Annotated in this window: 24 protein-coding genes and 1 tRNA gene; 11 read left to right on the top strand and 14 right to left on the bottom strand. The window is 62.7% G+C overall.

Annotated elements, in window-relative coordinates:
• Positions 1-23: 23 nt before the first annotated feature.
• On the bottom strand, positions 24-1,019 hold the full coding sequence (locus NKH54_RS02015; RefSeq protein WP_023671954.1) for a KpsF/GutQ family sugar-phosphate isomerase: 996 nt from the start codon (positions 1,017-1,019) through the stop codon (positions 24-26).
• 150 nt (positions 1,020-1,169) lie between these two features.
• On the opposite strand from NKH54_RS02015, the gene NKH54_RS02010 reads away from it, so the two are divergent.
• A complete protein-coding gene (locus NKH54_RS02010; RefSeq protein ID WP_031215276.1) occupies positions 1,170-2,954 on the top strand; it encodes an outer membrane beta-barrel protein in 1,785 nt (594 codons plus the stop codon).
• Here the strand turns inward: NKH54_RS02010 and galU are convergent, their stop codons facing one another.
• Positions 2,955-3,860, bottom strand: coding sequence for a UTP--glucose-1-phosphate uridylyltransferase GalU (galU, locus tag NKH54_RS02005; protein WP_023671956.1), 906 nt, complete (start codon positions 3,858-3,860; stop codon positions 2,955-2,957).
• A gap of 207 nt (positions 3,861-4,067) precedes the next feature.
• On the opposite strand from galU, the gene NKH54_RS02000 reads away from it, so the two are divergent.
• Together NKH54_RS02000 and NKH54_RS01995 are read left to right on the top strand one after the other, a co-directional pair.
• The gene (locus NKH54_RS02000; protein WP_027049819.1) at positions 4,068-5,291 is read left to right on the top strand and encodes a lytic murein transglycosylase; all 1,224 of its coding nucleotides are present in this window, start codon (positions 4,068-4,070) and stop codon (positions 5,289-5,291) included.
• A 102-nt stretch (positions 5,292-5,393) separates the two neighbouring features.
• Positions 5,394-6,599 (top strand): SGNH/GDSL hydrolase family protein, encoded by a 1,206-nt coding sequence (locus NKH54_RS01995; protein WP_023695706.1) that lies wholly within the window; start codon positions 5,394-5,396, stop codon positions 6,597-6,599.
• Here NKH54_RS01995 and NKH54_RS01990 read toward each other — a convergent pair.
• Positions 6,596-8,050, bottom strand: coding sequence for a glutamate synthase subunit beta (locus tag NKH54_RS01990; protein ID WP_023671207.1), 1,455 nt, complete (start codon positions 8,048-8,050; stop codon positions 6,596-6,598). The genes NKH54_RS01995 and NKH54_RS01990 overlap by 4 nt on opposite strands.
• A gap of 140 nt (positions 8,051-8,190) precedes the next feature.
• Positions 8,191-12,942, bottom strand: coding sequence for a glutamate synthase large subunit (gene gltB, locus NKH54_RS01985; protein ID WP_353027639.1), 4,752 nt, complete (start codon positions 12,940-12,942; stop codon positions 8,191-8,193).
• A 508-nt stretch (positions 12,943-13,450) separates the two neighbouring features.
• On the opposite strand from gltB, the gene NKH54_RS01980 reads away from it, so the two are divergent.
• Both NKH54_RS01980 and NKH54_RS01975 read left to right on the top strand, forming a co-directional pair.
• Positions 13,451-14,500, top strand: coding sequence for a threonine aldolase family protein (locus NKH54_RS01980; RefSeq protein WP_353027637.1), 1,050 nt, complete (start codon positions 13,451-13,453; stop codon positions 14,498-14,500).
• A gap of 18 nt (positions 14,501-14,518) precedes the next feature.
• Positions 14,519-15,415 (top strand): MBL fold metallo-hydrolase, encoded by an 897-nt coding sequence (locus NKH54_RS01975; protein ID WP_023832924.1) that lies wholly within the window; start codon positions 14,519-14,521, stop codon positions 15,413-15,415.
• Here the strand turns inward: NKH54_RS01975 and NKH54_RS01970 are convergent.
• Positions 15,412-16,176, bottom strand: coding sequence for a sulfite exporter TauE/SafE family protein (locus NKH54_RS01970; protein ID WP_023814617.1), 765 nt, complete (start codon positions 16,174-16,176; stop codon positions 15,412-15,414). The two genes, NKH54_RS01975 and NKH54_RS01970, sit on opposite strands and share 4 nt — an antisense overlap.
• A gap of 157 nt (positions 16,177-16,333) precedes the next feature.
• Positions 16,334-16,801, bottom strand: coding sequence for an Hsp20 family protein (locus NKH54_RS01965; RefSeq protein WP_023671202.1), 468 nt, complete (start codon positions 16,799-16,801; stop codon positions 16,334-16,336).
• A gap of 457 nt (positions 16,802-17,258) precedes the next feature.
• Between NKH54_RS01965 and NKH54_RS01960 the strand changes: the two genes are divergently transcribed.
• From NKH54_RS01960 to NKH54_RS01945, 4 genes are all read left to right on the top strand, one after another.
• Complete coding sequence (locus tag NKH54_RS01960) at positions 17,259-18,218, top strand: alpha/beta fold hydrolase (RefSeq protein WP_023691769.1); 960 nt, start codon at positions 17,259-17,261, stop codon at positions 18,216-18,218.
• A gap of 161 nt (positions 18,219-18,379) precedes the next feature.
• Complete coding sequence (locus tag NKH54_RS01955) at positions 18,380-18,550, top strand: hypothetical protein (RefSeq protein WP_353027636.1); 171 nt, start codon at positions 18,380-18,382, stop codon at positions 18,548-18,550.
• A 3-nt stretch (positions 18,551-18,553) separates the two neighbouring features.
• Positions 18,554-18,793, top strand: a complete 240-nt coding sequence (locus NKH54_RS01950) for a DUF1127 domain-containing protein (RefSeq protein WP_023686421.1) — start codon at positions 18,554-18,556, stop codon at positions 18,791-18,793.
• A gap of 126 nt (positions 18,794-18,919) precedes the next feature.
• Positions 18,920-19,750 (top strand): helix-turn-helix domain-containing protein, encoded by an 831-nt coding sequence (locus tag NKH54_RS01945; protein WP_023728420.1) that lies wholly within the window; start codon positions 18,920-18,922, stop codon positions 19,748-19,750.
• 12 nt (positions 19,751-19,762) lie between these two features.
• Here the strand turns inward: NKH54_RS01945 and hisN are convergent, their stop codons facing one another.
• Positions 19,763-20,536: a histidinol-phosphatase gene (gene hisN, locus NKH54_RS01940; protein WP_023671197.1), complete on the bottom strand. Its 774-nt coding sequence runs from the start codon at positions 20,534-20,536 to the stop codon at positions 19,763-19,765.
• 338 nt (positions 20,537-20,874) lie between these two features.
• Entirely contained in the window at positions 20,875-21,816 is a 942-nt protein-coding gene (locus NKH54_RS01935) for an N-formylglutamate amidohydrolase (RefSeq protein WP_023683232.1), read from the bottom strand.
• A gap of 164 nt (positions 21,817-21,980) precedes the next feature.
• Between NKH54_RS01935 and cpdR the strand changes: the two genes are divergently transcribed.
• Positions 21,981-22,343, top strand: coding sequence for a cell cycle two-component system response regulator CpdR (gene cpdR / locus NKH54_RS01930; protein ID WP_023671195.1), 363 nt, complete (start codon positions 21,981-21,983; stop codon positions 22,341-22,343).
• 114 nt (positions 22,344-22,457) lie between these two features.
• Positions 22,458-22,532, top strand: a tRNA-Val gene (locus NKH54_RS01925).
• 207 nt (positions 22,533-22,739) lie between these two features.
• Here NKH54_RS01925 and NKH54_RS01920 read toward each other — a convergent pair.
• From NKH54_RS01920 to gmd, 6 genes are all read right to left on the bottom strand, one after another.
• Positions 22,740-23,027, bottom strand: a complete 288-nt coding sequence (locus NKH54_RS01920) for a DUF982 domain-containing protein (RefSeq protein WP_245260022.1) — start codon at positions 23,025-23,027, stop codon at positions 22,740-22,742.
• 112 nt (positions 23,028-23,139) lie between these two features.
• Positions 23,140-23,562: a DUF982 domain-containing protein gene (locus NKH54_RS01915; protein ID WP_306413578.1), complete on the bottom strand. Its 423-nt coding sequence runs from the start codon at positions 23,560-23,562 to the stop codon at positions 23,140-23,142.
• A 64-nt stretch (positions 23,563-23,626) separates the two neighbouring features.
• Positions 23,627-24,091, bottom strand: coding sequence for an Hsp20 family protein (locus tag NKH54_RS01910; protein ID WP_023671192.1), 465 nt, complete (start codon positions 24,089-24,091; stop codon positions 23,627-23,629).
• A gap of 407 nt (positions 24,092-24,498) precedes the next feature.
• Positions 24,499-24,705, bottom strand: coding sequence for a hypothetical protein (locus tag NKH54_RS01905; RefSeq protein ID WP_023686425.1), 207 nt, complete (start codon positions 24,703-24,705; stop codon positions 24,499-24,501).
• A gap of 81 nt (positions 24,706-24,786) precedes the next feature.
• Positions 24,787-25,755, bottom strand: a complete 969-nt coding sequence (fcl, locus tag NKH54_RS01900; RefSeq protein ID WP_023686426.1) for a GDP-L-fucose synthase — start codon at positions 25,753-25,755, stop codon at positions 24,787-24,789.
• 9 nt (positions 25,756-25,764) lie between these two features.
• Positions 25,765-26,835: a GDP-mannose 4,6-dehydratase gene (gene gmd / locus NKH54_RS01895; protein WP_023686427.1), complete on the bottom strand. Its 1,071-nt coding sequence runs from the start codon at positions 26,833-26,835 to the stop codon at positions 25,765-25,767.
• Between the last annotated feature and the right edge of the window lie 94 nt (positions 26,836-26,929).

The following is a 26,929-nucleotide window of genomic DNA, read 5'->3' as shown; positions in this document are numbered from 1 at the left end:
ACGCGACGCGTCCTTTGATTTTTTCAGGCGGCGCCGATGCGCAGCAGGTCGTGCAGATGAACCAGTCCCACGAGCCGCCTGCCTTCGACCACCATCAGGCTCGTAATGGCCGAATTGTTGATAATCTGCAGCGCCGTCGCCACCAGCGTGTCCGGTGTGGCCGTCTTCGGCTTTTTCGTCATCACCTGATCGACGCTCATTTCCATGAGATTGCTGCCGATGTGACGCCTGATGTCGCCATCGGTGATGATGCCCACCAACGCGCCATCCGCCGTCGCGATCGCCACGCAGCCGAAGCCCTTGTTCGACAATTCGAGGATCGCCTCGCGCATGCCCGTGCCGGAAGCCACCAGCGGCAGCCTTTCGCCGACATGCATGATCTCGTGGATCTGCGTGAGATTGGCGCCGAGCTGGCCGCCGGGGTGGAATGTGCGGAAATGGTCGGGCGTGAAGCCGCGCGCTTCGAGCAGCGCGATAGCCAGCGCATCGCCGACCACCAGTTGCAGCAGGGTCGATGTCGTCGGCGCCAGGCCGTGCGGGCAGGCTTCCGGCACGGACGGCAGGAGCAGCACCACGTCGGCCGCGCGCGCCAGCGCCGAGGCCGCGCCCGCGGTAATCGCAATCAGCGGGATCGAGAAGCGCCTGGAATAGGCGACGATGCCCATCAATTCTCTGCTCTCGCCGGACCATGACATGGCGATGATGGCATCGTCTCTGGCGATCATGCCAAGGTCGCCATGATTGGCCTCCGCCGGATGGACGAAGAAGGCAGGCGTGCCGGTCGAAGCCAGACTGGCCGCGATCTTAGTGCCGATATGGCCGCTTTTGCCGACGCCGGTGACTATGACGCGGCCATTGATGCGCGACACCATGTCGACGGCGCGGGCGAAAGGTTCGGCCAGTTCGTTCTCCAGCGCGGCGGCCAATGCCGCCACGCCGGCCTGTTCCGTGGCTACCGTTCTCAGCGCCGAGGCGATCGAAGCCTCCAAAGGCTTCTTTTCTTGGGATCCCGCATGCATGGCTGATGCGATTAGCGCTTTGCCGTTCGCCTGTCCAACAGAATTGCCGTCCAGCCATGTCCGACAGGCACCCCTTCAACCCTCCGTTAACCATCCCCGTTTACGGTTCGGTAAGTATGGCGCGCTTGCGCCGCGCAAGCAGTGGTGACGATGTCGCGGGCCCAACCTCAAGAGAAAAAAGGTCGAACGGGCAGAGCGTTTTGCGCTCTGCTTCTGGCGACGAGCGTGCTCGCTTTGCTGCGGCCAACTGCGCTTCATGCCCAGGAGACCGAGCTGCGCGGCGAAGTTTCGGAATCGGCGATCCTGTCCGACCAGCAGCGCCGGGCCAGGCAATTGAGCAAGGCCAACACGCAGGTCAAGCCCGCCCCTGCCGACACCGCCCCCACGGGAAACACGCCAACCGCTTATGTGCCGGCCAGCGATGGCGCCTTGCCTGATGACACCGACCCGTCACAGGCCGGCGCAAACAGCATTTTCGACCCGCCGGCGACCATCGACGATTCGTTCGCCGACAAGCCGCCAACCGTCCTGCCACGCCGCCCGTCGACGGCAAAGCAACGCGCCGACGCGGATGCAGACAAGGCCAAGGACAAAACCAAGGCTGCCGACAAGAAGAAGCCTGGCAAAGCCACGGACCAGACCACCACCGGAACGACTCCGGACGGCACTGCGGCAGGCGACGCCGATCAGGACATAGCCAACCGCCGTGTCCTCACCGTCGACGGCGTCGACCGACGAAAGCTCGACCCCGGCGCCGAGCGCACCGACGCCATCGAGGGCCTGAAGAAGAAGCTCGAGGACGACCCGTACGCGGCAACCGGCATCAAGGTCGGCTCGTTCCTGCTGCGGCCGGCGCTCGAGCAGGGCGTTGCCGTCACGTCGAACGCCGATTCCAGCGCTGGCGGCAAGTCGGCGGTGCTGTCCGAAACGGCGCTGCGTTTCTCCGCCGCCTCCGATTGGCGCGAGAATTCGGCGGTCATCGACGGCTACGGTAATTTCCGCAACACCATTTCGGGCCAGAAGATCAATGAGGCACGCGGCCGTATCCAAGGCACGTACAATGTCGACCTCGACAATGAACTGCGCGCCATCGCCAAGCTCGGCTACGAGATTGCACCGGAATCGGCCTCCGCGCCCGACGCCATTGCCGGCGTCAAATCGCAGCCGATCCGCCAGACGGTCGACGGCAGCCTCGGCGTCGAGAAGGACGTCGGCAAGATGCGCTTTGCGCTGACCGGCGCCGTCTCCCACGACATCTATGGCGATGCCGAACTTACCGATGGCACCTCGCTGTCGCAGAAGGACCAGGACAACACGCTCTACACCGCAACGTTGCGGACTGGCTATGAAATTTCCCCGGCTCTGACGCCCTTTGCTGAGATTGAGCTCGGCCGCCGGGTATATGACCAACGGGTCGACAACAAGGGCTTCGAGCGCTCCTCGACCCGGCTTGGCGCACGCGCCGGTATCGAAGTCGACATGGGCGAGAAGCTCAAGGGTGAGTTCTCGGCCGGCTGGCTGAGGGAGGCGATCGACGACAAGAACCTGGAGGCGATTTCGGGAGCCACCATCAATGCCGACCTCAAATGGTCGCCCGAGCGCGGTACCATCATCGGCCTCACCGGGCGAACCACGGTCGAAGGCACAACGAATGCCGGTGAGAGCGGCGACATCCTCTATTCCGGCCGCCTCACCGGCGAGCGGCAGATCCGCGCCGACCTGACCGGCAACGCAGCCCTTGGGCTCGACTGGCGCAATTACACCGGCTCCGACGGCCATGACATGACGCTGAGTGCAGAGGCCGGGCTGACCTGGTGGCTGAACCGCTATGTCGGCCTCACCAGCCGCGCCCGCACCGAAAAGCTGACCAGCAATCTGCCCGGGCGCAACTACACCGCCAACAGCATCTATTTGGGGCTGAAGCTGCAGCGGTAGCTAAAAAGCAGCGCCGCGACGCTCGGACGGCTTCATCTCATCGAGCAGCGTGCGGATGACGCCGGCCATGTTCTCGTTCATGTCGCTGCGCCACAGCGCGAAGGCGACATTGGCCTCGACGAAGCCTTCCGGCGAGCCGCAATCGAAGGTGCGGCCCTGAAAGTGGTAGCCAAAGAAGGGCTGCTGCTTTTCCAGCTTCAGCATCGCGTCGGTGAGCTGGATCTCGTTGCCGGCGCCCTTTTCCTGGCTTTCGAGGATCTTGAAAATCTCGGGCTGCAGGATGTAGCGGCCGTTGATGTAGAGATTGGACGGTGCGGTGCCGGTCTTCGGCTTTTCGACCATCTCGGTGATGCGGAAGCCGTGATGCGTGTCCTCGCCGCGGCCGACAATGCCATATTTGTGGGTCTCGGCCGGATCGCATTCCTGCACGGCGATGATGTTGTTGCCCGTCTCCTCGTAGAGCTCGACCATGGCCTTCGTGCAGCTCTTCTCCGACTGCATGATCATGTCGGGCAGCAACAGCGCGAAGGGTTCGTCGCCGACCAGTTCGCGGGCGCACCAGACGGCGTGGCCGAGCCCCATCGGCACCTGCTGGCGGGTGAACGAGGTCTGCCCCGGCGCCGGCTGCAGCCGCTGCAAGCGGGCCAGCTGATCGTCCTTGCCGCGCTGTGCCAGCGTATCATAGAGCTCGAACTGGATATCGAAATGGTCTTCTATGACCGCCTTGTTGCGGCCGGTGACGAAGATGAAATGTTCGATGCCGGCCTCGCGCGCCTCATCGACGACATACTGGATGACCGGCCGGTCGACGACGGTCAGCATCTCCTTGGGAATGGCCTTGGTGGCCGGGAGAAACCGTGTGCCGAGACCGGCGACCGGGAAAACTGCCTTGCGAACTCGCTTCATGCGTCAATTATCCGTTTGAGGGCGTGCCCGGCAATCCCGCCTCGCGACATTTTCGCGCCGGAATTGTGGATTATCGGGCCATTGAGGGAAACATCAACCGGTAAAGCATCCAGGTGTCTTTTCGTTCCAGGCGCCGCCTATGGTAAACCAATTGCTAACCCGGTTCGGCGATGAATGGTCTTTCCTGAGATAGAGAAAGGGGAAAATATGTCCGTTCGCAGTGCCGCAAAACTCTTTACCAGCGTGCTGACGGCGGCCAGCCTCTCGCTCACCTTGCTGATGCCGGCCGGACCGGCCTTCGCCGATGCCGGGTTTCGGCAATGGGTCGCCGGCTTCCGCGCCACGGCCGTGGCGGGCGGCGTTTCCGGCGCGGTCTACGACCGGGCGTTCCGGGGCATCAATGAACCCGACCCGGTGGTGCTGGAAAAGGCACGCACCCAGCCCGAATTCACCGCACCTGCCTGGGACTATTTCGACAACCGCGTCCACGACCAGTCCGTTGCCGTCGGCCAGCAGATGGCCAAAAAATGGAAGCCGTGGCTGGAACGGATCGAGGCGAGGTTCGGCGTCGACCGCTACATCCTGCTCGCCATCTGGTCGATGGAATCGAATTACGGCGAGATCCTCAAGCGCGACGACATCATGCGCAATGTCATCCGCTCGCTGGCAACCCTCGCCTATGGCGACCCGAAGCGTTCGAAATTCGCCCGCACCCAATTGGTCGCCGCGCTGAAAATCCTGCAGACCGGCGACATCGACGAAAGCCACCTGATGGGCTCCTGGGCCGGCGCCATGGGCCAGACCCAGTTCATCCCGACCAGCTACCAGCATTATGCCGTCGACATGGACGGCAACGGCAAGCGCGACATCTGGAATTCGATCCCCGATGCGTTGGCGACATCAGCCAATCTGCTGAAGAAGAATGGCTGGCAGGGCGGCAAGACCTGGGGCTACGAGGTCACCATTCCGGCGGGCAAACTGCCGGCCGGCTCGAAGACATTGGCGCAGTGGCAGGCGCTCGGCGTCGCCAGGGCCAATGGCAAGCCGTTCAAGAACGCAACCGACAAGGCGACGCTGAAAGTGCCGGACGGCCGCGGCGGACCGGCATTCCTGATGATCAAGAACTTCTCCGTCATCAAGGCCTACAACAACGCCGACAAATATGCCCTGGCCGTCGGCCTTCTTGCCGACGAAATCGCCGGCTCTAATGGTCTGGTGCAGGACTGGAAGCGGCCCTTCACCAAACTGTCCTTCGAGGAAAGGCAGGAGTTGCAGAAGCGGCTTTCGCAGCACGGACTTTACGACGGCAAGTTCGACGGCAAGATCGGTGACGGCACGAAAACCGCCATCATGACCTATCAGGCAACGGTCGGCTTGACCCAGGACGGGTATCCGAGCATGGAAGTGCTCAAATGGCTCAGAAAGAAATAGAGCCGGCGACGGCAGCTTGCATTTGCGACGCAAGGGATGCCGTAGCATCGGTCTGTGCATGATCCCCTGCAAGGGCCATGCACCAAGGGATGGAGAGGGTGCTTGGTTTCGGCAGCGCGTATCCGTGTGATCGTTTTCCGCTTGCCGATCCTCATTCTGGCCATCGTCGTCCTGGCGACGGGGGTCGCCGGCAGTTTCCACACACCGGCTTTGGCGCAGGAGCAACCGCAGAACCGCGGCTGGTCGCTGCGCGACCTTCTGTTCCCGCGCCGCAGCGAACGCATCGAGCCGCCGCTCGACGTCCGCAAGGCAAAGCCGAAGGTCAAGAAGAAGCCCCGTGCACCCGTTGAACCTTCCGCTCCGATTGTCGAGAAGACACCGGATGCCCGCGTCGTTCTGGTGATCGGCGATTTCATGGCCAACGGCCTGGCCGAAGGCCTCGAAACAGCCTTTGCCGACAATGCCAACGTCAGGATCGTCGAGCGCGCCAACGGTTCTTCGGGTTTCGTGCGCGATGATGTCTACAATTGGCCCGAACAGGTCAAATCGCTGGTCGAGACCGAAAAACCCTCCGTGGTCGTCGTCATGCTCGGCTCCAACGACCGCCAGCAGATGCGCGTCAACGATGTGCGCGAGCAGCCGCGCTCCGAGAACTGGACCAAGGAATACGAACGCCGGACCGAAGCCTTGGGAAAGGCACTGGCGGCGACCAAGGTGCCTTATCTGTGGGTCGGCATGCCAGCCTTCAAGACGCCGAAGATGACCTCCGACATGCTCGCATTCAACGACATCTACCACTCGGCTGCCGAGAAGAACGGCGGCGAATTCGTCGATGTCTGGGATGGGTTCGTCGACGAGAACGGCGCCTTTGTCTCGACCGGCCCCGACATTAACGGCCAGGCCGTGCGGCTGCGCTCCGACGACGGCATCAACGTCTCGAAAGCCGGCAAGCGAAAGCTCGCCTTCTACACCGAAAAGCCGCTGGCCAAGATCCTCGGCCTGGCAGCGCCGGGAAGCGTGGTGACGGCTGCCGCACCGGCCGGCGCCCCGGTCGAGGCGCCGTCGCTGCCCGCCGCCCCGATCGTGGTCGACCGCACCGTTCCAATGCTGCTCAACGATCCGGCGCTCGACGGCGGTACCGAACTTCTCGGTGCGGCGGCGGCGCCGAAAGCCAATCCGGATCTGCCCGGCGAAAAACTAATCCTCGAAGGCAAGGCGCCCGAGGCCTCGCCCGGCCGCGCCGACGACTTCTCGTGGCCGCCCAAGGCCGCTGCCGCGACGGATACGACGACGGCGATCAATCGTTAACGGGGGAGTACCGTCGACCCCATCAGCGCTTCATCGATCGAGCGCGCGGCCTGGCGGCCTTCGCGGATCGCCCACACAACCAGCGACTGGCCGCGGCGCACATCACCTGCGGCGTAGAGCTTGTCGACGCTGGTCTTGTAGTCGCGATCGTTGGCTTCGACATTGCGGGAACGGCGGCTGTCGGTAGTGATTTTCATCTCACCGTCCAGCTCTTTCGCGACGCCGGCGGCAGCCGGTCCCGCAAAGCCGATGGCGATGAAGGCGAGGTCTGCACGGATGACGAATTCGGTGCCGGCGATCGGCTTGCGCTTCTCGTCGACTTCGCAGCATTTGACGCCGGTCAGTTGGCCGTCCTCGCCGATGAATTCGAGCGTCGCCACCTGGAATTCGCGCTCCGCACCTTCGGCCTGTGAGGACGAGGTGCGCATCTTGGTCGCCCAGTAAGGCCAGACCGAAAGCTTGTCTTCCTTCTCCGGCGGCTGCGGGCGGATGTCGAGCTGGGTGACGCGCACCGCGCCCTGGCGGAAGGCGGTGCCGACGCAGTCGGACGCGGTATCGCCGCCGCCGACGACGACGACATGCTGGCCGCCGGCGATGATCGGATGCGACGGCCAGGCCACCGACTGGATCGGCTCGCCGCCGACGCGACGGTTCTGCTGCACCAGATAGGGCATGGCGTCATAGACGCCGCCGAGATCGTCGCCCGGAATGTTGGCCGGACGCGGCGATTCCGAACCGCCGCAATAGAGCACCGCATCGTATCCGGCGAGCAACTCTGCCACCGGCTTATCGACGCCGACATTGACGCCGCAATGGAAGGTCACGCCCTCGCCCTGCATCTGCTCGATGCGGCGGTCGATATAGTGCTTCTCGATCTTGAAGTCGGGAATGCCGTAGCGCATCAGCCCGCCGGGACGGCTCTCACGCTCATAAACGCTGACCTCGTGGCCGGCGCGGCCAAGCTGCTGCGCCGCCGCCATCCCTGCCGGACCGGAGCCGATGACAGCGACCCGCTTGCCCGTCTTCTTCTCTGGCGGATAAGGCCGGATATGGCCGGTTTCATAAGCCTTGTCGGCGATTGCCTGTTCGACAGTCTTGATGGCAACCGGAATGTCCTCGAGGTTCAGCGTGCAGGCTTCCTCGCAGGGCGCGGGGCAGATGCGGCCGGTGAACTCGGGGAAATTGTTGGTCGAATGCAGGTTGCGGATCGCATTGTCCCAGTCGCCATTGTAGACGAGGTCGTTCCAGTCCGGGATCTGGTTGTGGATCGGGCAACCGGTCGGCCCGTGGCAGAACGGGATGCCGCAATCCATACAGCGCGCCGCCTGTTTCTCGACCTCCTTGTCCGACATCGGCAGCGTGAATTCACGAAAATGCCGGATGCGGTCGGAGGCCGGCTGGTACTTGTGCACCTGCCGGTCGATTTCGAGAAAGCCTGTTACCTTGCCCATAGTCCAGTTCCTGCTGTCCAGATGGTGCGGTTTTCGCACCCGTTAACCCCTTGAGGCAGCCGTGGCAACCTTGCATCCGAGGTCAAACTGTCGCTGAAAGTTCCGCCGGGAAGCCTGCGCCTCCCGGCAAGTCGAAAAACCTATTCCGCCGCCACGCCCATGCGCATGCGTTCCATCTCGATCAGCGCGCGGCGGTATTCGACCGGCATGATCTTGCGGAATTTCGGCCGGAAGGTCGTCCAGTCGTCGAGTATCTCGCGGCCGCGTACCGAACCGGTGAAATGGACGTGGTTCGAGATAAGCTGGTAAAGCCGTTCCTCGTCATGGGTGGTCATGTCGCCCGAGACGTCGACGCGACCCTTGTGGTCGAGGTCACCGCCATGATGCAGCAGCCTTTCCATCAGATCGTCTTCTTCCGGAACCGGCTCCAGCTCGACCATCGCCATGTTGCAGCGCGCGGCGAAATCGCCGGCCTCATCCAGAACATAGGCCACGCCGCCCGACATGCCGGCAGCGAAGTTGCGACCGGTCTGGCCGATGACGACGACGATGCCGCCGGTCATGTATTCGCAGCCATGATCGCCGACGCCTTCAACGACGGCGGCGACGCCCGAATTGCGCACCGCGAAGCGCTCGCCGGCGACACCTGCGAAATAGGCCTCGCCCTCGGTCGCGCCATAGAGGACGGTGTTGCCGACGATGATCGATTCCGCCGCGACGATCCTGGACTCCTCCGGCGGCCGGATGACGATGCGTCCGCCCGACAGGCCCTTGCCGACATAGTCGTTGGCCGCACCGACGAGATCGAACGAGATGCCGCGCGCCAGGAAGGCGCCGAACGACTGGCCGGCGGTGCCGGTCAGCTTCACCTGGATCGTGTCCTCGCGCAGGCCCTTGTGCCTGAAGCGCTTGGCGACTTCGCCCGACAGCATGGCGCCCGTGGAGCGATCGACATTGCGGATGTCGACCTCGATCTTGACCGGCTGCTTGCTTTCGAGCGCGGGCTTCGCCAGTTCGATCAGCTTGCGATCGAGTACATCGTCGATCGGGTGTTTCTGCCGTTCGGTCCAGTGCACCGCCTCATGCGGCGCGTCCGGCTTGAAGAACATCTTGCCGAAATCGAGCCCACGCGCCTTCCAATGCTGGATCATCTCGCGCTTCTCCAGCAGGTCGCTGTCGCCGATGATCTGGTCGATATGGGTGTAGCCCATCTCGGCCAGCAGCCCCCTCACCTCTTCCGCAACATAGAAGAAGAAGTTGATGACATGCTCGGGCGTGCCCTTGAAACGCTTGCGCAGAACCGGATCCTGCGTCGCGACGCCGACCGGGCAGGTGTTCAAGTGGCACTTGCGCATCATGATGCAGCCGGCCGCGATCAGCGGCGCGGTCGAGAAGCCGAACTCGTCGGCACCGAGCAGCGCACCGATGATGACGTCGCGCCCCGTGCGCAAGCCGCCATCGACCTGCAGTGCAACGCGCGAGCGCAGCCCGTTCAACACCAGCGTCTGGTGCGTCTCGGCAAGGCCCATTTCCCATGGACTGCCGGCATGCTTGAGCGAGGTCAGCGGCGACGCGCCGGTGCCGCCATCATAGCCGGAGATGGTGATGTGGTCGGCGCGCGCCTTGGCGACGCCCGCCGCGACCGTGCCGACACCGACTTCCGACACCAGCTTTACCGAGACATCGGCCGCCGGGTTGACGTTCTTCAGATCGTAGATCAGCTGCGCCAGATCCTCGATCGAATAGATGTCGTGATGCGGCGGCGGCGAGATCAGGCCGACGCCAGGCGTCGAGTGCCGGACCTTGGCGATGGTGGCGTCGACCTTGTGGCCGGGCAGCTGGCCGCCCTCACCGGGCTTGGCGCCCTGCGCGACCTTGATCTGCATGACATCGGAATTGACGAGATACTCGGCGGTGACGCCAAACCGCCCCGAGGCGACCTGCTTGATCGCCGAACGTTCGGGGTTCTTGCTGCCGCCGGGCAGCGGCAGATAGCGGTCGGCCTCTTCGCCGCCCTCGCCGGTGTTCGACTTGCCGCCGATCTGGTTCATGGCGCGCGCCAGCGTCGTGTGTGCCTCGCGCGAGATCGAGCCGAACGACATCGCCCCGGTCGAGAAGCGCTTGACGATATCGGCCGCCGACATCACGTCCTCTATCGCCACCTTCTTGCGGCCGGTCTCTTCCGCAAGCTTGATCCTGAACAGGCCGCGTATGGTCTGGGCACGGGCCGTCTCGCTGTTGATCTGCGCGGAATACTCCTTGAACGTCTCCCACGAGCCCTGACGCACGGCGTGCTGCAAGGTGGCGACGGCGTCGGGCGACCACATATGGGCTTCGCCGCGCATGCGGTACATGTACTCGCCGCCGACCTCGAGGCTGTTGCGCAGCACCGGATCGTTGCCGAAACCGTCGGTGTGGCGGCTGAGCGTCTCGGCCGCGACCTCGTCCAGGCCGACACCTTCGATCAGCGTCGCTGTGCCGGTGAAGTACTTCTCGACGAAATCCGACTTCAGCCCGATGGCGTCGAATATCTGCGCGCCGCAATAGGACTGATAGGTGGAGATGCCCATCTTCGACATCACCTTGAGGATGCCCTTGCCGATCGACTTGATGTAGCGCGAGACCACCTCGTAGGCGTCAACCTCAGCCGGCAGTTCGCCACGCTTGTGCATGTCGAGCAGCGTATCGAAGGCAAGGTAGGGGTTGATCGCCTCGGCGCCGTAGCCGGCGAGACAGCAGAAATGATGCACTTCGCGCGGCTCGCCGGATTCCACGACCAGGCCGACCGCGGTGCGCAGACCCTTGCGGATCAGATGGTGGTGCACGGCAGCCGTCGCCAGCAGTGCCGGAATGGCGATACGGTCGGGACCGACCTGGCGGTCGGACAGGATGATGATGTTATAGCCGCCGGCGACAGCGGCTTCCGCCCGCTCGCACAGACGTTCGACCGCGCCCTGCATGCCGGCAGCGCCCTCGCTCGACCCGTAGGTGACGTCGATGGTCTTGGTGTCGAAACGGTCCTCGGTGTGGCCGATCGAGCGGATCTTTTCCAGATCGCCATTGGTCAGGATCGGCTGGCGCACTTCGAGCCGCTTGCGGCGCGAATTGCCGACCAGGTCGAAGATGTTCGGCCGCGGCCCGATGAACGAGACAAGGCTCATCACCAGTTCCTCGCGGATCGGGTCGATCGGCGGGTTGGTGACCTGGGCAAAATTCTGTTTGAAGTAGGTGTAGAGCAGCTTTGACTTGTCCGACATCGCCGAGATCGGCGTGTCCGTGCCCATCGAACCCACCGCTTCCTGGCCGGTGGTCGCCATCGGCGACATCAACAGCTTGGTGTCTTCCTGCGTGTAGCCGAAAGCCTGCTGGCGATCGAGCAGGCTGACATCCTTGCGCAGCGCGCGCGGCTCGACCGGCTTCAGATCCTCGAGGATCAGCTGCGTGTTGTTGAGCCAGGTCTTGTAGGGATGCCTGGTGGCGATCTCCGACTTGATCTCCTCGTCGGAAATGATGCGGCCCTTGGCGAGGTCGATCAGAAGCATGCGGCCGGGCTGCAGCCGCCACTTCTTGACGATCCTCTCCTCCGGCACCGGCAGCACGCCGGCCTCTGACGCCATGATGACGCGGTCGTCGTCGGTGACGATGTAGCGCGCCGGCCGCAGCCCGTTGCGGTCGAGCGTGGCGCCGATCTGGCGGCCGTCGGTGAAGGCGACCGCGGCCGGCCCGTCCCACGGCTCCATAAGCGCTGCATGGTATTCGTAGAAAGCCTTGCGATCGGCATCCATCAGCTTGTTGCCGGCCCAGGCTTCCGGGATCAGCATCATCATGGCGTGGCTGAGGCTGTAGCCGCCCTGGAACAGGAATTCGAGCGCATTGTCGAAGCACGCCGTGTCGGACTGGCCGTCATAGGAGATCGGCCACAGCTTGGAGATGTTGTTGCCGAACAGTTCGGAATCGACCGAGGCCTGGCGCGCCGCCATCCAGTTGTTGTTGCCGCGCACCGTGTTGATCTCGCCATTATGCGCGACCATGCGGTAGGGGTGCGCGAGCTTCCATGACGGGAAGGTGTTGGTCGAGAAGCGCTGGTGGACGAGGATCAGCGCGGTCTCGAAACGCGGATCCGACAAATCCTTGTAATAGGCGCCGACCTGGTAGGCCAGGAACATGCCCTTGTAGACGATGGTACGCGCCGATAGCGACACACAGTAGGCGCCGATATCCTTGTTGTTGTTCTCGGCGTAGATGCGGCCGGAAATCACCTTGCGCAGCAGGTACAGCCTGGCCTCGTATTCCTCGTCATCTGGAATGTCCGATGTGCGGCCGATGAAGACCTGGCGATGGAACGGTTCGGAGGCCGCAATATCGGGCGCCTTCGACAGCGATGAATTGTCGACCGGCACGTCGCGAAAGCCGAGCAGCGGCAGCCCTTCTGACTGCGCCGATTCTGCGATGATCTCTTCGATATGGGCGCGCAGTGCCGCATCCTGCGGCATGAACCAGTGGCCGACGCCGTATTGGCCTGCCGCCGGCAGTTCGACGCCCTGGGCCGCCATCTCTTCGCGGAAGAAATGATCGGGAATCTGCACCAGCACGCCGGCGCCGTCGCCCATCAGCGGATCGGCGCCGACAGCGCCGCGATGCGTCAGGTTTTCGAGCACGAAGAGCCCGTCCTTGACGATCTGGTGCGACTTCACGTTCTTCATGTTGACGATGAAGCCGACGCCGCACGCGTCATGCTCGTTGCGCGGATCGTAGAGACCCTGCGCGGCCATGCCATTGGTGGTCAGGCCGTTGGTGGTCTGGCCTTCTTTGGTCAGAACGGTATTTTTAACGGCTGCCGCTTTCGTCTGCGCGGCCTGGCCGATAATCGCAGATGGCGTCAGTTCCGTCATCGTCCTGTCCTCCGTTCCGGCCCCTTGCACGTCTAGCATTTGGGGCGCTGGTCTACCTTGGGAAGCGACTGGCTTCCGCTCTCATCTTGCGGCACGTCTTTTCGAAATCCTTGGCGGACCGTGCGGTGCACCGCCGGTTCGTATCCGGTATCGTACAGGCCCCAGCCGAGCCGTCTACCCGTCGCTCGCGGCAACGGCCGGAGTGGCCCAAATGATACGCCAGTCCAGCCTGACTTGTGCGACAAAATAAGACAGCACTACTGTCCTAAATTTTTATGTCAGAAATCCTGGGCGTATACAAGACCGATTCACCAAATTCTTGGACGTTTGGCGACAGAAAATTACGTCGGGCGCTGTCGAAACGAAATTTCGGTCCCGGCACTCCTTCGTGATCGCCTTTGGCTTTACCGCTTTTTCAGCCCTTGGCCCTTGCGCGTCAAACCCCGAAACGGCCATGGTCGCGCTCTTGTCGCAACCAGACTTTCTCAACCAGACAGGGACTTTCCTGATGTTCTTTGCATCCGACAACTGGGCGGGCGTCCATTCCAACATTGCCGCCGGGCTGTCAGCCAACGCCGGCGGCTTTTCGACCGCCTATGGCGATGGCGATCTCGACCGCGCCGTCTACCAGCGTTTCAGCGAGATCTTCGAACGCGAGGTCGCGGTGTTCTTCGTCGCTACCGGCACGGCGGCCAACTCGCTGTCCCTGGCCGCTTACAACAAGCCCGGCGGCATTTCCTTTGCGCACCGCGAATCGCACATCATCGAGGACGAATGCGGCGCGCCGGAATATTTCAGCGGCGGCTCGCGTCTCCATGCTGTCGAGGGCGCCCTGGGCAAGATCGACCCGCACAATCTTGAACGGGCCGTCGCCCGTTTCGCACCCGAAATCGTCCATTGGGGACGCCCGACGGCCGTCTCGATCACCCAATCGACCGAAGTCGGCACAGTGTACGGGCTCGACGACATTTCCACCATTTCGGAGATCGCCAAACGCTTTTCCCTGCCGCTGCATATGGACGGCGCCCGTTTTGCCAACGCATTGGTCGCGCTTGAGACGACGCCGGCCGAAATGACCTGGAAGCGCGGCGTCGATATCGTCTCGTTCGGCGGCACCAAGAACGGCTGCTGGTGCGCCGAAGCGGTGGTGCTGTTCGATCTAGACCGCGCCAAGGAGTTGTCCTTCCTGCGCAAGCGCGCCGCACAGCTGTTCTCCAAGTCGCGCTTCATCGCAGCGCAGTTCGACGCCTACTTCACGGACGGCCTGTGGCTGGACACGGCCCGTCATGCCAATGCCATGGCCGCGCGCCTGGCGGCTGCGATCGAGGATTCGGCAACGGCGAAGCTCGCCTGGTTGCCGCAGGCCAACGAGGTGTTCGCGGTGATGAAAAAGGCGGAAGCCGAAAGGCTGCAATCCGTCGGCGCAGCCTTTTACGACTGGCACAGGCCGCACGGCTTCGACGGCCATGTCGGCGAGGACGAGTTGCTCTATCGCTTCGTCACCAGCTTTGCCACGACTTCAGATGAGGTCGATCGCTTCGGCCAGATGATCGCCTGAACCCGCGAGACCGCGTCAATGACAAAGCCACCTCTCGGCTCAACCATGCGGCTGGTTCGCCCGGCGCCAAACGTGCTCGGCTTCTATGATGGCCGCGTTGACGGCGTTCGCGCCTGGTCGGACGAGCCGAACTGGCTGGACGACGGCGCCTATGCCCTCGGCATCTGCACCTATGCGATCGTCGATGGTTCGCAGGCGCTTGTCTACGACACGCATATTTCGCTGCCTCACGCGCGCTTCATCAGGCAGACGCTCGAAGACATGGGCGCAACATCGATCCGGGTCGTGCTCAGCCACTGGCATGACGATCATATTGCCGGCAATGAGGTGTTTCAGGATTGCGAGATTATCGCCAACACGCTCACCGCCTCGGCGCTCGCGAACAACCGGGCTGAGATCGAAAGCGGTGTTCCACCGATCAAGCCTCTCGTGCTGCCGAACAGGACCTTCGCAGGCAGTCTTGACCTCGCCGTTGGATCGATCGCCGTCGAACTGCGTCAGGTCGAAATCCACAGCCATGACGGCACGGTGCTGTTCATGCCCGAAACCGGCCTGCTCCTGGCGGGCGACACGCTCGAGGATCCGATCACCTATGTCAGCGAGGCGGATCGGCTGGCGCAACATCTGGTCGATCTCGAACGCATGGCCGGCTGGTCGATAGACCGCATCTTGCCCAATCACGGCTCGCTCGAAGCGATTGAGCGAGGCGGCTACGACAAAGGCCTCATCGCCGCGACGCAAGCCTACGTTCAAAAACTGCTTCGCTGCCGGCGTGAGCCTGATCTTGCGAAGCAGGATCTGAAAACCTGCGGCGCCGACATGTTCGCCACGGGCGCGGTCGAGTACTTCGCGCTGTACGAGCCCGTCCACCGGCAAAACGTCGAGGCCGTTCTCGCAACCGGCACCGATCGCTAAGCAAGGAAAGGCCGCGCCAAAAGCTCGAGGCCAAGCAAGATCAGGAAAACAAGAAACCAGCGCCGGAAGGTCGCCGGGCTGATCCGCTGCCGGAGCAACTGTCCGAGCCACATGCCGAGCAAGGCCGGCGCAACCGCCAGCGACGACATGGCGACATGCCCGACCTGGAACGCGCCGTGCGAGGCAAGGCCGGCAGCGAGCGCGATCGTCGACACGGTGAAGGACAGGCCGAGCGCCTGGATCAGATCGTCACGGCTCAAGCCCAGCGCCTGAATGTAAGGTACAGCGGGCACGACGAACACGCCGGTGCCGCCGGTGACGATGCCGGTAAGGAAACCGACGATGGGCGACGACCAGCGCTCGGCTGACGCGGGAACCGTCAACTGCCGCGCCAGCAGCGTATAGACGGCATAGACGATCAGCGCCGCCCCGAGGCCGGCCGTCGTCCATTTGACATTGTCGCTGGCCAGCAGCCATGAGCCGGCCAGCGTGCCGGCGACGATGCCGACCATCATCAGCCACAGCCGACTGAGGATCCATCCGAAGCTCGGGCCGGCAAACAGCTGCCAGATATTGGTGACGAAGGACGGCACGATCAGCAGCGAAGCCGCGGCGACCGGCGGCATGATTGTGCCCAGCAGCCCCATCGCCAACGTCGGCAGTCCCATACCGGTAACGCCCTTGACGATGCCGGCCAGCAGGAAGGTCACCGCAATGGTTGCCGTTAGGGCCAGGGAAAAATCAGCCGAGAGATCAGACATCGCCCTTCATGGGAAGACGGCGCCCGCCGCAAAAGAGCCAGAACTCTTCGGTTGGGGTGACAGAGGCTGCGGCGAAAAAAAGCGGCGCCTCGCGGCGCCGCTTTCGTCTCGGGAGGAAACGCTTTTAACCTTGGGCGTTGTGACGCCGCCGTCTTGATCACGCGGCGTTCTTGGCCTCGATCTGCTTGGCGTTGGCCGAAGAGGCGGTAATCGCGATCTTGCGCGGCTTCAGCTCCTCGGGGATGTTGCGCTTAAGGTCGACGAAAAGCAGGCCGTTCTTCAGCGTGGCGCCGACGACCTCGACATGGTCGGCAAGCTGGAAGCGGCGCTCGAACGAACGCGAGGCAATGCCGCGGTAGAGCAGCTCGGAGCCTTCGCCATTGCCCTCTTCCTTGCGCTCACCCTTGACGGTCAGCACGTTGCGGTGGGCTTCGATCGAAATCTCTTCGTCCGAGAAGCCGGCAACCGCCATCGAGATGCGATAGGCGTCCTCGCCGGTGCGCTCGATGTTGTAGGGCGGATAGGTCTGCGCGCCATCGGGCTGGGCCAGCGAGTCGAGCATGGTGAACAGGCGGTCGAAGCCGACGGTCGAGCGATAGAGCGGGGAAAAATCAACGTGACGCATGAGGTGTTCTCCTGTTGAGCAACATGTTTGCGTGTGGCCGGTGCGAAACCCTGGAAAGGCGTTTCGGGTGGACCAGCAGCCCCGACATCGGCGGCTGCATCCGACATTTGGGGAGCGCAAAAGCGCATTTCAAGGATTTTTGAAGAGCGCCAATCGAGGCGTCGATGAACGGCAGATGAACCGCCGCTTCGGCGCCCGTTCAGCCGGCCGGCGCTAGAGTGCCCCACGATAAAGAACCAGGCGGCGCCGGATGAAAGCGCCGCGACGAGGCCGACCGGGTGTAACGTCCCTTCCTCCCGGATCGACAGAGGCCGGAAGCACGCCGCCGCAGGCTGCTTCCGGCCTTGCTTGTCGTTCGTCCGCCCCCTTGGCGTCCTCCCTTTGCTTTTCATCCATTGGCGTCTATCACCATGCCGACGCCCTGCCGGGTGAGACACCACGAAGACGCAAGCGCCTAATGACGGATCTCTTCCATCCCACGCCAGGCAATCCGCCGCCGCAAAATGTCGCCGGCGGCTTTTTCACCACGCGCGACGGCAAGAAGATCCGCTACGGCCTGTTTGCCGCGGTCACCCGGCCGCTGAAAGGCACCGTCGTGCTGCTGCCCGGCCGCAACGAGTGCATCGAGAAGTATTTCGAAACCATCCGCAACCTGACCGACCGCGGCCTCGGCGTCGCCACGCTCGACTGGCGCGGCCAGGGCGATTCCGACCGGCTGATCGCCGATCCGCAACGCGGCTATGTCCGCTCTTTCTACGATTACACCGGCGACCTCGAACAGTTCTTCGAGGATATCGTGCTGCCCGACTGCCGCGGCCCGTATTACATCCTCGCCCATTCGATGGGCGCCGTGATCGCGCTGCTCGCGGCGCCGTCGATGGTCAACCGGGTGCGTCGCATGGTGCTGATTGCGCCTTTCCTGACGGTGCCCGACTCGCCCGTGTCGGCAAAAACCGCGCGCCGCGTCTGCTCGATATTGTGCTTTCTCGGCCTCGGCCGGCTCTACGCCGCCTGGGGTCCGCGTCCCAGGGAAACCCTGCCCTTCGCCCTCAACAAGGTGACATCGGACCCCGGGCGCTATCAGCGCAACACGAAGATCTACGAGCACTATCCGCAACTGGCGCTCGGCGGGCCGACGATCCGCTGGCTGCAGGCGGCAATCAAGGCAGGCGAAGCCATCAGTGAGCCCGACTTCATGGCCAGGATCCAGGTGCCGCTGCTGATGATCGCCGCCGGCGCCGATCAGGTCGTCTCGACCAAGGCCGTGGAAGCCTATGCCAGGCGTCTGCGCCTCGGCTCGCTGCTGATGATCGATGGCTCGAAACACGAGATCCTGCAGGAGGCCGATGTCTATCGCGAGCAGTTGCTCGCCGCCTTCGACGCCTTCATACCCGGCAACGACGACCCAACAGCCTGATGCCGCCGGCGCTGCATGTTGCGGCGCCTTGAGCTTGCGCCTGCTGACAGCCTTCTGTCAGGAGCAGCGCCGGCAGCACCCAAAGAGCTAAAGATTCTGACAGCCGGTGCCGCCCCGGAATGCTCATCTCTCCGCATACTGAACGCCAAGGGGATGACGTCATGACCGAGAAAACCTGCGCTGCCTGCGATTGCCAGCTGGACGCCAACTCGATCCGCGTCAAGGTCGGCGGCAAGACCGTCGAGGTCTGCTGCGAGGAATGCGCGATTGCGCTGAACGAAGCCGGCGCCTCAGTGGCCGGCGCATCAGTGGCCGGCAACGGGGAAGCCTGAGCGATGCGCCCCGATCATGCAGCGGCGGCGCAATGCCTCGCACATCAGCCGACAACTCAAACCGCGACGTTCCGGCGGTCCTTGCGGACACAAGGCATCGCGGCGGCCAACTGGATCGGCCGTCAACTGGAAAGGCGCCGAAGCCGCCTTGCCTTGCTCGAAATGACCGACGAACAGCTCAAGGACATCGGCCTGTCGCGCAGCGACGCTCACTGCGAATACATGCGCCGTTTGTGGGACTGAGCCATGGCCGTTACGAAGGGCCCGACAGGTGAAGTCTCCTGACAGGTTTGGACAAGCCAATCGCCTAATGTGCCGGAGCAGCTTTCGGCGCAAGGGTAGAATGCAACGGCCATGTCTCAGCTCACCATGTCGCAGTTCACGGTACAGACGCTTCTGGACACCGGCACCGTCAGGGTGAGGGATGTCCTCTGCAGCGGCGAATGCCGGCACAAGAGCGAAGAAGAGTGCACCGCTGCCACGCATCTTGTGTTTCCCTATCGCGGCGTCTTCGTGCGCCATGTCGGCCGCAACGATGCGGTCGCCGAAGCCAACCAGTTGTTGTTCTTCAACAACGCCGAAGGCTACCGGATCAGCCATCCCGTCGAGGGTGGCGATTCCTGCCTCGATCTCGTTGTCGAGGAGGCGCAAATGCAGGAGCTGACGCCGAAGGAGCAGTTGCGCTTGGGCAGCGCCGTGGCGTTTCGTCGTCAGCGCCGCCGCATCGACCCGCGGGCTCAGGCGCTGGTGGCGGTGCTGCGCCACAGCCTGAGCCGCAACATTGCCGAAACGCTGGAGGCCGAAACCCTGGCGCTGACGCTGGTGCGGCGCTCCCTCGGCGAGCGCACCTCGCATGCCGCCGGCGCAAGCGCTGGCCGGCAGAAGCTGGTCGACCGCGCCAAGCTCGTCCTGTCCTCGGATCTTTCGCGGCGCTGGACGCTGGCCGAGATCGCCGCTGAAGTCGGGGTATCACCGGTTTATCTCACGCAGGTTTTCCAGCAGGTCGAGGCGATGCCGCTCTATCGCTACCATCTGCGCCTGCGGCTGGCGCGCGCGCTCGACCTGCTTGGCCGCTACGACAATCTGACCACGCTCGGCCTGGACCTCGGCTTCTCCAGCCACAGTCATTTCAGCTCAGCGTTCAGGCAGGTCTACGGGCGAACGCCGGCGGAATTCCAGCGCTCGATCAAGCCGCGCTGATCGGGTCGACTATCAGCCGCGCAAGGCTGCCATTGCAGCCGCGTGAAGCTCCGGCGTTGCGGCGGCCAGGATGTCGCCGCCCTTTTCCGCCGGACCGCCCTCGAATGTGGTGACGACGCCGCCGGCCTTTTCGATGATCGGGATCAGCGCCACGATGTCGTAGGGTTTCAATCCGGGATCGGCGACGATGTCGACGCTGCCCGAGGCAATCATGGCAAAGGCGTAGCAATCGGCGCCGTAGCGGGCGAGCTGGATCTGTTTCTCGAACGCGTCGTAGCGGGTGCGCGCCTCGCCCTTGAAAAGCGCCGGCGTGGTGGTGAACAAGGTCGCCTCGTCAAGCTTCGTCCTCTTGCGGGTCGACAGCTTCCGCGGCCCGCCGGGGCCTTCGTAGTGGGAGCCGGAAGCGTTGGCGTAGAACAGCTCGCCGGTGAAGGGCTGCGCCATCATGCCGGCGACGGCGTCACCGTCGACCGTCAATCCGACCAGCGTTCCCCACACCGGCAAGCCTGAGATGAAGGCGCGGGTGCCATCGATCGGATCGATCACCCAGACATGCCTTGAGGAGATGTTTTCGCTGCCATGTTCTTCGCCGAGGATACCGTGATCGGGATACTCAGCCGAGATCAGCGCCCGGATGGCGCGCTCGGCCTCGCGGTCGGCCTCGGTGACCGGGTCGAAACTGCCTTTTTCCTTGTTGGCCACCGCGCCCTGTGCGCGGAAACGCGGCAGGGTTTCAGCCGCCGCCGCTTGCGCGATCCGGCGCATGAAATCGATGCTGATGTCCACGTGATTCTCCCGCATTGCAGAGTGCCAAACCCGGTCTGCCGGCACTTTCCCGCCAAAACAAGCCGGTTTATCGATTTATCAGAGACATCAGCGTTGCTGAAATGTCACACATCGGGACCATCGAAACGCATTTTCACATCAGAGTGAATTAAAAAAGCGTGGGATCGATTGACATTTGTGCATCGCACAATAAATTTGTTCTCGGACAGGTTTTCCTGTCCATGCCCTCCTTGGGCGTTTCCTCCCTAGACTTCGACCGTGTCGTGCAAACGATGCGGTCTTTTTTTACGCTGCGGGATGGCCAGCGCGGGATTGCATGAACAGCCGCCGCTCCGGCGTCATTCGGCGGCCAGCGGCAGGTCGACGAAGTGGTGGTCGGGCATCGCCATCAGGTCGGCCGAAAAGCGCGCCATATCGTCGGCCAGCGCATCGAAGCCGGCCGATTTCTGGAACGTCCGCTCATTCATGTAGAGGCCGCGATTGACCTCGATCTGCAGCGCATGCAGATGGCGCGCCGGCCGGCCGTAATGCTCGGTGATGAAGCCGCCTGCATAGGGTTTGTTGTGCGCGACGGTGTAGCCCATGCCGATGAGCAGGCCGATCGCCGTCTCGGTCAGGGCCGCCGTGGCCGAGATGCCGAAACGGTCGCCGACGATGAAATCCGGCCGCAGGCCGCTGTCGCCCACCCTGATGCTCGCCGGCATCGAATGGCAGTCGATCAGCACGGCATAGCCGAACCTGGCATGGGTTCTGGTCAAAAGCCGCTTCAGCGTCTCGTGATAGGGTTTGTAGACCACCTCTATGCGCTGGACGGCCTCCGCCAGCGGCAGACGGCCGGAATAGATGTCGAGCCCCTCGCCCACCAGCTTGGGCACGGTGCCGAGCCCGCCGGCGACGCGCGCCGAGCGGATGTTGCAGAAGGACGGCACCGGCTCGGCGAACATGCGCGGGTCGAGTTCCCAGGGTTCGCGGTTGACGTCGAGATAGGCGCGCGGAAAATTCGCCGCCAGCATCGGCGCGCCCAGCGCCACCGCGCTGCCGAACAGCTCGTCGACATAGCAATCCTCGGAGCGGCGGATGGCGTTCCGGTCGAGCCGCGCCATGGCCAGGAAGCGGTCTGGATAATAGCGGCCGCTATGCGGTGAGTTGAAGACGAAGGGAACGCGCTGCTCGGCGCCCGATCGGATTTCGAAGGGTGGAACGACCGAAAAATCTTCGGCTGCCGTCGTCAATTTGAACGAACCCGGAAACAGCAATGCATCATGATGGGAAACTGCCACCTCATCGGCCGCATGTCCAGCATTTCGGCATGTCAGGAACCCCGTCAAATCAGGATTAATGCCGCCAACGTTCACTTGATGTTTACCGTCAGCTCCTCATATACAGGATGGTTAACGGGCTTGCCGGACGGCAGGCTTGGCTGGGGTGATTCGGACGGGACAAGATGGCACGCATTCTGCTGGCGGAAGACGACGACGACATGCGCCGGTTCCTGGTCAAGGCACTGGAGCGGGCCGGCTACCACGTCAGCGATTTTGACAATGGCGCCAGCGCCTACGAGCGGCTGCGCGAAGAACCTTTCTCCCTGCTGCTGACCGATATCGTCATGCCGGAGATGGACGGCATCGAACTCGCCCGCCGCGCCACCGAGATCGATCCCGACCTGAAGGTGATGTTCATCACCGGTTTCGCGGCCGTCGCGCTCAACCCCGATTCCAAGGCGCCGAAAGACGCCAAGGTGCTGTCCAAGCCCTTCCACCTGCGCGATCTCGTCAACGAGGTCGAAAAAATGCTGCAGGCCGCCTGAAGCACGCACAGTGTGATCTCGCCGCTTCGTCGGCGGCGCGACAAAACGAGCCTTTCTTTCCCTTTCCGGCTATTGACGCGCTGGACCAAAAATGGTGTATGCGCGGCTTCGGATGGGCGTGTAGCTCAGCGGGAGAGCACTGCATTGACATTGCAGGGGTCACAGGTTCAATCCCTGTCACGCCCACCATCCTTTCAATAACTTAGCCAAGCCCGTTTTTGGCGCACCCCTTCGACGACTTAGCCGGTAAGGCGGCCACCGCTTGTGGCAGCCGCCTCGTGTTTGTGGACATTCTAATGCATGGCGCTCAAAAGTGGCCCCGGTTTTGAGACGACGACATGCATAAAAACAAAGACCTAAAGCGCGTCGTCTGAGTCCGTTCAAACGCGACGCGCTTTAGACGTGGTGCGGGCTTAGCGTCCTTGAAGGCGCAGGCTCGATGCCGTCCTCCATAAGAATATCCTTCTTGCGAGCGAACGCGACGAAGACGCCTCGTGCTGTCTCGGGTTCCACATCACCAATCAGAGCGGCTTTGCAAGCGCGAATAGCAGCTCTCTGCTCCGGGCTGTTGCCACACCATTCGGCTGCGAATTGATAGGCATCTGCGACCGTGTTGAGTTGGCGGGGAAAGCCCAATCCCACCCACACCCGGACTGGCTTTTCAAAAGGTTTCGATAGCATCATGACCTCCTTTCCTAATGCATGTCACCCAGAAGTATGCCGCCGTTCTGGGACAACGACATGCATCAAAACAAAGACTTAAAGCGTGTCGCATGAATCCGTTTCGCGACGCGCTTTAGGCAGTCACTCCTCCGCCTTCGCCACCTCTGCCCATCATCCACGGCATTGTCGTGGATACTTCCTCAAGGATTCTGGCTGCTTTCGCAAAACCGCTGAACGCGTCTCTGGCTGCGGAAAGCGGATAATCGCTATCGAAAGCTCGCTGGCAGGCCCGCAATGCGGTTTGGTGAATGGGGCCGCGCCTGTCCTTCGGCCATTCATAGAGGAACTCCAGAGCGTCCTCGAGACACGTGATTTCCTGAACAAGGTTGTCGCCGCTTTTCACGAAAACGGCGCTGTCAAACATCCGATCGTTCATATGATCCTCCAAATTGAACGAACCATTGAGTTTCATGGTTTGCGCGGTCCAGGCCAACTGCAGGCGCGCGACAGAGGCGCGCCAGTAGGTCCTGCAGTGATCATCTTCGTTTCTCCGCAATCACAGCCTCCCGGCCGGAACCGGGAGGCGGACCCGCAGTTCAAAGTGTGACAGATCGACAGGATTACGCGGCTTTACGCGCGCGGTCCGTGTCTTGCGTGATCTGAGTGGCGGCCGTTGGCGTGTCGCCCACGCCGATGCTGATGCGGCGCGGCTTCAGCTCTTCGGGAATCTCGCGGACAATGTCGATCGAGAGGAGGCCATTCTCCAGTTTGGCTGCCTTGATCTTCATGTGGTCGGCAAGCTTGAACGTCTGCCTGAAACTGCGGTAGGCAATGCCCTGGTGCAGCAGCTGGCGTCCGCTCTGATCATCAGCTTTCTGGCCTACCACGACCAGTTCGGGTCCATGCTGGGTCAGCTCAACCTCATCTTGGCTGAAGCCTGCGATGGCCATCGAGATACGGTAATCGTTCTCGTCGACCTTCTCGATGTTATAGGGCGGCCAGTCCGGACGCGTGCCGCTGTCGAGCATGTCGAAAAGCCGGTCGAAACCGACGGTGGTCCGATAGAGGGTATCAAAGGTTCTCATAGCCACATCCTCCTTGAAGCAACATGGGTACAAGGACGCCGCCCCGTGCGGCGCCGCCATTTTTTGCCGAGCCTTATGGCCTTGGCGGAAATCGAATTAGGAGGCGCCCCAAATGAGTTCAAGAGCATCTCGAATTTTTTTTAGTAGCATCCTTCGCATCGACGGAAAGCGAAATCTGAGTTTCTCCGGGACCTTCCCTTCGAACAGTCGAACAGCCCCTTGAAGTACAGATCCGGCGGGAAGTTTTCGCGCGATCTGCGCGACCGCATCGTCTACTGCCCCGCCGTCCCGTTTCGTATTAAAATGCCGGCCAGCAAGGAACCGGGTAGCGGCCTTCCGATCCGTAAATCCACCCTGTCGGGGGACGAAACGTCCCGGCACGTGCCGGGACGTTTCTGGCTCGCGGATCACTGTGGCCGCGGATCGGGCCTGTCGGGCTTGTCATGAGGGGTGTTGTTGCCTTCACGGCACGGTGTGCCGATGCCGCAGCATTTGCCGTTGTAGGTGACACCGGGCTTGGTCTTCTCGCATTCCCTCGGCGGTGCCGTCTGACACCCTGCCAGCACCGAAACTGCGATGGCGGCGAGAAAGACGTTTCTTGAAGTGATAAACATTGACGTTCTCCTTGATGGACCGTGTTTGCTACACACCGCTTGGTCGCCAGCGGCAGCGAAATGGTTCAAGGAAAATTGGAATCAGGCCGCGCCGAGGCGGACACCACCCTTCCCAATATGGTTGAGAAACCACGCATATGTCTGTTCCAATCCGCCGCGAAGCGCGTAGCGCGGGCGCCATCCAGTCGCAAACAGCCGCGAAACATCCATCAACTTGCGCGGCGTGCCATCTGGCTTGGTCGTATCGAAGGCGATATCAGCCTCGACGCCGGCGACCGATGCGACGGTCTGGGCAAGCTCGGCAATGGTGACATCCTCGCCCGAACCGACATTGACGTGGCTGTCGCCGGCATAATTCTTCAACAGCCAGACCAAGGCATCGGCGGCGTCGTCGACATGCAGGAATTCACGCCGTGGCGTGCCCGAGCCCCAGACCTCGAGGCTGTTGCCGCCGCTCAGCGCCAGCGCATGCGCCTTTCGCATCAGGGCCGGCACGACATGGCTGGACTGGAGATCGAAATTGTCGCCAGGACCGTAAAGGTTGGCCGGCATCGCCGAGATGTAGTCGACGCCATGCTGGCGCCGATAGGCCTGGCACAGTTTGAGCCCGGCGATCTTGGCGATCGCATACCATTCATTGGTGGGTTCGAGCGGACCGGTCAGCAGGGCGTCTTCCCTGATCGGCTGCGGCGCGAGCTTTGGATAGATGCAGGACGAGCCGAGAAACAAAAGCTTGCCGACCTCGCTGCGAAAGGCGCCGTCAATGACATTGCCCTGCATAACCAGGTTTTGCTGCAGGAAATCGACAGGGAACCGGTCATTGGCCAGGATACCGCCGACTTTGGCGGCCGCCATCACCACCGCATCCGGCCTGTGCTCGGCCATCCAGCGCCGCACCCCTGCCTGGTCAAGCAGGTCGAGCCCGTCGCGCGATACGGTGAGTATCTCGCAGTCCTCGCTCGCCAGCCGGCGCACGACGGCCGAACCGACCATGCCGCGATGCCCGGCGACGAAGACACGCTTGCCTTTCAGATCAAATGTCGCGTCCATGAACCTGCCTCACGCAGAACGGCTGTTCTGCCGCGTGCCGCCGGCGGTGCGCGCCAGATCGGCCTGCACCATTTCCGCCACCAGATCCCTGAAGCCGGTCGTGTGCGACCACCCCAGCCTGGCTTTGGCCTTGGCGGGGTCGCCGAGCAGCAGGTCGACCTCGGTCGGCCGGAAATAGCGCGGATCGATGCGCACCAGGACAGTGCCCGAACCGGCATCGACACCGACTTCATCGACACCCTCGCCTTGCCAGCGGATGGTGCGTCCGGTCTCGGCAAAAGCCAGTTCGACGAATTCGCGCACCGAATGCGCCTCACCGGTCGCCAGCACGAAATCGTCGGCTTCACTGTGCTGCAGAATGCGCCACATGCCCTCCACATAATCGCGCGCATGGCCCCAGTCACGCTTGGCGTCGAGATTGCCGAGATAGAGCGTGGCCTGAAGGCCGTGATGGATCGAGGCGACGGCCCGCGTGATCTTGCGGGTGACGAAGGTTTCGCCGCGTGTCGGGCTTTCGTGGTTGAACAGGATTCCGTTGGCGGCGAACATGCCGTAAGCCTCGCGGTAGTTGACCGTGATCCAGTAGGCGTAAAGCTTGGCCGCGGCATAGGGCGAGCGCGGATGGAAGGGCGTCGCCTCGCTTTGCGGGACCTCGCGCGCCTTGCCGTAAAGCTCCGACGTCGATGCCTGATAGAAGCGCACCGACTTCTCCAGGCGCAGGATGCGGATCGCCTCGAGCAGCCTGAGTGTTCCCAGCGCATCGGCATTGCCGGTGTATTCCGGCGTCTCGAAACTCACCTGGACATGACTCTGGGCGCCGAGATTGTAGATCTCGCCGGGCTGTGTCTCCTGCACCAGGCGAATAAGGTTGGTCGCGTCGGTCAGGTCGCCATAATGCAGGAAGAAACGCGCACCGCGCTCGTGCGGATCGACATAGATGTCGTCAACGCGCTCGGTGTTGAACGAGGACGAGCGGCGTTTGACGCCATGGACAATATAGCCCTTCTGCAGAAGCAATTCTGCGAGATAGGCCCCGTCCTGCCCGGTAACCCCGGTGATGAGCGCCACTTTTTCCGTCATTGCCGCTCCGTCCGCATCCAATCCCGGCAACCGAATACAGATTTGGCGCGAGAACGCAAATCCCCCATACGGGAGACAGGTTTCAGCCAGCGAT

It is taken from the genome of Mesorhizobium sp. M1004 (assembly GCF_040318795.1).
In the GTDB taxonomy this organism is placed as follows: Bacteria; Pseudomonadota; Alphaproteobacteria; order Rhizobiales; family Rhizobiaceae; genus Mesorhizobium.
Note: the sequence above shows the minus strand (reverse complement) of the source record. Positions and strands in the feature narration are given on the sequence as shown.

Bases quoted from the DNA above. Each gene is read 5' to 3' on its own strand.
- NKH54_RS02015 (WP_023671954.1), bottom strand. From the start codon at position 1,019: ATGCATGCGGGATCCCAAGAAAAGAAGCCTTTGGAGGCTTCGATCGCC.
- NKH54_RS02010 (WP_031215276.1), top strand. From the start codon at position 1,170: ATGTCGCGGGCCCAACCTCAAGAGAAAAAAGGTCGAACGGGCAGAGCG.
- galU (WP_023671956.1), bottom strand. From the start codon at position 3,860: ATGAAGCGAGTTCGCAAGGCAGTTTTCCCGGTCGCCGGTCTCGGCACA.
- NKH54_RS02000 (WP_027049819.1), top strand. From the start codon at position 4,068: ATGTCCGTTCGCAGTGCCGCAAAACTCTTTACCAGCGTGCTGACGGCG.
- NKH54_RS01990 (WP_023671207.1), bottom strand. From the start codon at position 8,050: ATGGGCAAGGTAACAGGCTTTCTCGAAATCGACCGGCAGGTGCACAAG.
- gltB (WP_353027639.1), bottom strand. From the start codon at position 12,942: ATGACGGAACTGACGCCATCTGCGATTATCGGCCAGGCCGCGCAGACG.
- NKH54_RS01980 (WP_353027637.1), top strand. From the start codon at position 13,451: ATGTTCTTTGCATCCGACAACTGGGCGGGCGTCCATTCCAACATTGCC.
- NKH54_RS01975 (WP_023832924.1), top strand. From the start codon at position 14,519: ATGACAAAGCCACCTCTCGGCTCAACCATGCGGCTGGTTCGCCCGGCG.
- NKH54_RS01970 (WP_023814617.1), bottom strand. From the start codon at position 16,176: ATGTCTGATCTCTCGGCTGATTTTTCCCTGGCCCTAACGGCAACCATT.
- NKH54_RS01965 (WP_023671202.1), bottom strand. From the start codon at position 16,801: ATGCGTCACGTTGATTTTTCCCCGCTCTATCGCTCGACCGTCGGCTTC.
- NKH54_RS01960 (WP_023691769.1), top strand. From the start codon at position 17,259: ATGACGGATCTCTTCCATCCCACGCCAGGCAATCCGCCGCCGCAAAAT.
- NKH54_RS01955 (WP_353027636.1), top strand. From the start codon at position 18,380: ATGACCGAGAAAACCTGCGCTGCCTGCGATTGCCAGCTGGACGCCAAC.
- NKH54_RS01950 (WP_023686421.1), top strand. From the start codon at position 18,554: ATGCGCCCCGATCATGCAGCGGCGGCGCAATGCCTCGCACATCAGCCG.
- NKH54_RS01945 (WP_023728420.1), top strand. From the start codon at position 18,920: ATGTCGCAGTTCACGGTACAGACGCTTCTGGACACCGGCACCGTCAGG.
- cpdR (WP_023671195.1), top strand. From the start codon at position 21,981: ATGGCACGCATTCTGCTGGCGGAAGACGACGACGACATGCGCCGGTTC.
- NKH54_RS01920 (WP_245260022.1), bottom strand. From the start codon at position 23,027: ATGATGCTATCGAAACCTTTTGAAAAGCCAGTCCGGGTGTGGGTGGGA.
- NKH54_RS01910 (WP_023671192.1), bottom strand. From the start codon at position 24,091: ATGAGAACCTTTGATACCCTCTATCGGACCACCGTCGGTTTCGACCGG.
- NKH54_RS01905 (WP_023686425.1), bottom strand. From the start codon at position 24,705: ATGTTTATCACTTCAAGAAACGTCTTTCTCGCCGCCATCGCAGTTTCG.
- fcl (WP_023686426.1), bottom strand. From the start codon at position 25,755: ATGGACGCGACATTTGATCTGAAAGGCAAGCGTGTCTTCGTCGCCGGG.
- gmd (WP_023686427.1), bottom strand. From the start codon at position 26,835: ATGACGGAAAAAGTGGCGCTCATCACCGGGGTTACCGGGCAGGACGGG.